At 71.3% G+C, this 3997-nt stretch carries 3 protein-coding genes; 1 reads left to right on the forward strand and 2 read right to left on the reverse strand.

Going from position 1 to position 3997, the window contains the following annotated elements; all coding sequences use genetic code 11:
* On the reverse strand, positions 1–2097 hold a 2097-nt coding region (pta, locus tag CA983_RS41285), incomplete at its 3' end, for a phosphate acetyltransferase (RefSeq protein WP_086605795.1).
* Between the two features lie 221 nt (positions 2098–2318).
* Here pta and CA983_RS41290 point away from each other — a divergent pair.
* The gene (locus CA983_RS41290; protein WP_086605796.1) at positions 2319–3344 is read left to right on the forward strand and encodes an ATP-dependent 6-phosphofructokinase; all 1026 of its coding nucleotides are present in this window, start codon (positions 2319–2321) and stop codon (positions 3342–3344) included.
* A 20-nt stretch (positions 3345–3364) separates the two neighbouring features.
* On the opposite strand, the gene CA983_RS41295 is transcribed toward CA983_RS41290, so the two are convergent.
* Positions 3365–3997 (reverse strand): helix-turn-helix domain-containing protein (locus CA983_RS41295; protein ID WP_244207318.1); only part of this gene is annotated, 633 nt, incomplete at its 5' end.

A 3997-nucleotide genomic window follows, 5' to 3' on the forward strand; every position in this document is an offset into this window, starting at 1 on the left:
GGCGGTTGCCTTCTCGCTCGGGGACGGGGCGGGGGACTGGGCCTGGATGGCCGTGATGGCGACGGTGTTGACGATGTCCTGGACGAGGGCGCCCCGGGACAGGTCGTTGACCGGCTTGCGCAGACCTTGGAGCACCGGGCCGACGGCGATCGCGCCGGCCGAGCGCTGCACGGCCTTGTAGGTGTTGTTGCCGGTGTTCAGGTCGGGGAAGATCAGCACGCTCGCCTGCCCGGCGACCTCGGAGCCGGGCAGCTTGGTCGCCGCGACCGACGGCTCCACGGCGGCGTCGTACTGGATCGGGCCCTCGATCCTCAGATCGGGCCGGCGCGTGCGGACGATCTCGGTGGCCTCGCGCACCTTGTCGACGTCGGCGCCGGAGCCGGACGTCCCCGTGGAGTACGACAGCATGGCGATCCGCGGCTCCACGCCGAACTGTGCGGCCGTGCTCGCCGACTGGATGGCGATGTCGGAGAGCTGCTGGGCGTTCGGGTCCGGATTGACCGCGCAGTCGCCGTAGACGAGGACCTTGTCGGCCAGGCACATGAAGAACACCGACGAGACGATGTCGGCGTCCGGCTTGGTCTTGATGATCTCGAAGGCCGGGCGGATGGTCGCGGCCGTCGAGTGCACCGAGCCGGACACCATGCCGTCGGCGAGGCCCTCCTGCACCATCAGCGTGCCGAAGTAGTTCACGTCCGAGACGACGTCGTACGCCAGCTCCACGGTGACGCCCCGGTGGGCGCGCAGGGCCGCGTACTTCTCCGCGAAGGCGTCGCGCAGGTCGGAGGCGGCCGGGTCGATGATCTGGGACTCGCCGAGGTCGATGCCGAGGTCGGCGGCCTTCTTGCGGATCTGGTCGACGGGGCCGAGCAGGGTCAGCTCGCACACGCCCCGGCGCAGGAGCACCTCGGCGGCGTGCAGCACGCGCTCCTCGGTGCCCTCGGGCAGCACCACCCGGCGCAGGTCGGAGCGGGCCTGCTCCAGCAGCTTGTGCTCGAACATCATCGGCGTGACGCGGTCGCTGCTCGGGGCGGAGACGCGGCGGGCGAGGTCGGCGGTGTCGGCGTACCGCTCGAACAGGCCGAGCGCCCGCTCCGCCTTGCGCGGGGTGGCCGCGTTGAGCTTGCCCTCCAGGGAGAACAGCTGCTCGGCGGTGGGGAAGCTGGTGCCGGCCACCGACAGCACCGGGGTGCCGGGCGCGAGCCGGTCGGCGAGGGTGAGGATGTCGGTGCCGGGCACCTCGTCCAGGGTGAGCAGCACGCCCGCTATGGGCGGGGTGCCGGCGCTGTGCGCGGCGAGCGCGCCGACGACCAGGTCGGCCCGGTCGCCCGGGGTGACGACGAGGCAGCCCGGGGTCAGGGCGCCCAGGAAGTTGGGCAGCATCGCGCCGCCGAAGACGAAGCCGAGCACGTCCCGGGCGAGGCCCGAGTCGTCGCCCAGCACCACCTTGGCGCCGAGGGTGTGGCCGATCTGCGAGACGGTCGGGGCGGACAGAGCGGGCTCGTCGGGCAGGACGTAACAGGGCACCGGCAGCCGGGAGTCGAGCTGGCCGGCGATCTCGTCGCGGTCCTCGCGGGCCACCCGGTTGGTGACCATGGCGAGGACGTCGCAGCCGAGCGTGTCGTAGGCGCGGTAGGCGTTGCGCGTCTCGGCGAGCACCGACTCGACGGTCTGCTTGCGGCCGCCCACGACCGGGATCACGGACGCGCCGAACTCGTTCGCCAGCCGGGCGTTGAGCGACAGCTCGTCCGGGAGCTGGGTGCCGGCGTAGTCGGTGCCGAGGACCAGGACGACGTCGAAGTCGCGGGCGACCAGGTGGAAGCGGTCGACGAGCGTGGACACCAGCTCGTCCGTGCCGGCCTCGGCCTGGAGGGCGGACGCCTCGTGGTAGTCCATGCCGTAGACGGTCGCCGGGTCCTGGGTGAGCCGGTAGCGGGCGCGCAGCAGCTCGAAGAGGCGGTCGGGCCCGTCGTGGACGAGGGGACGGAAGACGCCCACCCGGTCCACCTGCCGGGTGAGGAGCTCCATGACCCCCAGTTCGACGACCTGGCGGCCGTCGCCGCGGTCGATGCCGGTCACGTACACGCTGCGGGTCACGCGCGCTCTCCGTTTCGTATCGATTGGGGGTACACATCAAGCCAACGGCTATCCAGCCACGGGCACAAAAATCGCCCACCGAGGTGAGCAGAACCCTCTTGACAATACCTCCGCCGATAGATAAGGCGCCCGTCAGCCTCGGGGTGCGGCGCCGGGCTGTCGAGCGTGAAACAATCGGCAGAGGCTCACCGGTATCAACAGCGAGCAGGAGACACAGCACGATGCGTATCGGAGTTCTCACCGCAGGCGGCGACTGCCCCGGCCTGAACGCCGTGATCCGGTCGGTCGTGCACCGGGCGGTCGACAACTACGGCGACGAGGTCATCGGCTTCGAGGACGGTTACTCGGGGCTGCTGGACGGCCGCTACCGCACCCTCGACCTGAACGCGGTCAGCGGCATCCTGGCCCGCGGCGGCACGATCCTGGGGTCGTCCCGGCTGGAGCGCGACCGTCTCCGTGAGGCCTGCGAGAACGCCTCCGACATGATCCACGAGTTCGGCATCGACACGCTGATCCCGATCGGCGGCGAGGGCACGCTGACGGCGGCCCGCATGCTGTCCGACGCGGGTCTGCCGGTCGTGGGCGTCCCGAAGACGATCGACAACGACATCTCGTCGACCGACCGCACCTTCGGCTTCGACACGGCGGTCGGGGTCGCCACCGAGGCGATGGACCGTCTGAAGACCACCGCCGAGTCCCACCAGCGGGTGATGGTGGTGGAGGTCATGGGGCGCCACGCGGGCTGGATCGCGCTGGAGTCCGGGATGGCGGCCGGCGCGCACGGGATCTGTCTGCCGGAGCGGCCGTTCGACCCGGCCGATCTCGTGAAGATGGTCGAGGAGCGCTTCGCCCGCGGCAAGAAGTTCGCGGTCGTCTGCGTCGCCGAGGGCGCCCACCCCGCTGACGGCACCATGGACTACGGCAAGGGCGCGATCGACAAGTTCGGCCACGAGCGGTTCCAGGGCATCGGCACGGCACTCGCCCATGAGCTGGAGCGACGGCTCGGCAAGGAGGCCAAGCCGGTCATTCTCGGCCACGTCCAGCGCGGCGGCTCACCGACCGCGTACGACCGGGTGCTCGCCACGCGGTTCGGCTGGCACGCGGTGGAGGCCGCGCACCAGGGGGAGTTCGGCAGGATGACCGCGCTGCGCGGGACGGACATCGTGATGGTGCCGCTCGCGGAGGCCGTGACCGAGCTGAAGACCGTGCCGAAGGACCGGATGGACGAGGCCGAGTCGGTCTTCTAGCCCGGCCAGGCCTGGCCGGGCTAGGCCGGGCTCTCCTGGATCCTCGTCCAGAAGTGCTCGACGATCCGGTCGAGGAAGTCGCGGGCGGTGTCGCCGGCGTCGCTGCTGCCGCCGCCCCAGCTCAAGGTGGCGGCCATGTGCCCCTGGTAGTCCTGGTGCAGGCCCTGGAGGGCGTCCTCCAGGAACTGCCGGTCCAGGGGTACGACCTTGGCCACCGGGCGTACGTAGGCCTGCCAGCGGGTGGTGACGGCGTTGCGCAGCAGGTCGCCGAGCTTGGCGTCGCGGCCCGTGACGGTGACGAAGTCGGGCAGGCGGAGGCCGAGCAGATCGGCGAGTGCGGCGGACTGACGGTCGGTGCCGCGCCAGGTGTCGGTCTCCTCCATGCGCATATACGCGTGGAGTTCGTGCCCCACGGCGCGGGCCACGTCCTCGGGGGCGAAACCGCGGGCGATGCGGTGCTCGCGCAGGGTGCGGGGTCTGCCGATGAGTTCACCGGGCGAGCACCACAGCACTCCCGCCAGCGCGGTGAGTTCGGAGCCGGAGGGGGCCGCGGCCCCGCGTTCCCAGGCCATGACGTGGTCCGGGGTGATGTGGGGGTGCCCGTACGAGACGCGCATGTCGTGGGCGACGCGCTCGGGTGTCATGCCGAGGGC

Origin of the sequence: Streptomyces swartbergensis (genome assembly GCF_002148965.1) — a bacterium.
Taxonomy (GTDB): Bacteria; Actinomycetota; Actinomycetes; order Streptomycetales; family Streptomycetaceae; genus Streptomyces; species Streptomyces swartbergensis.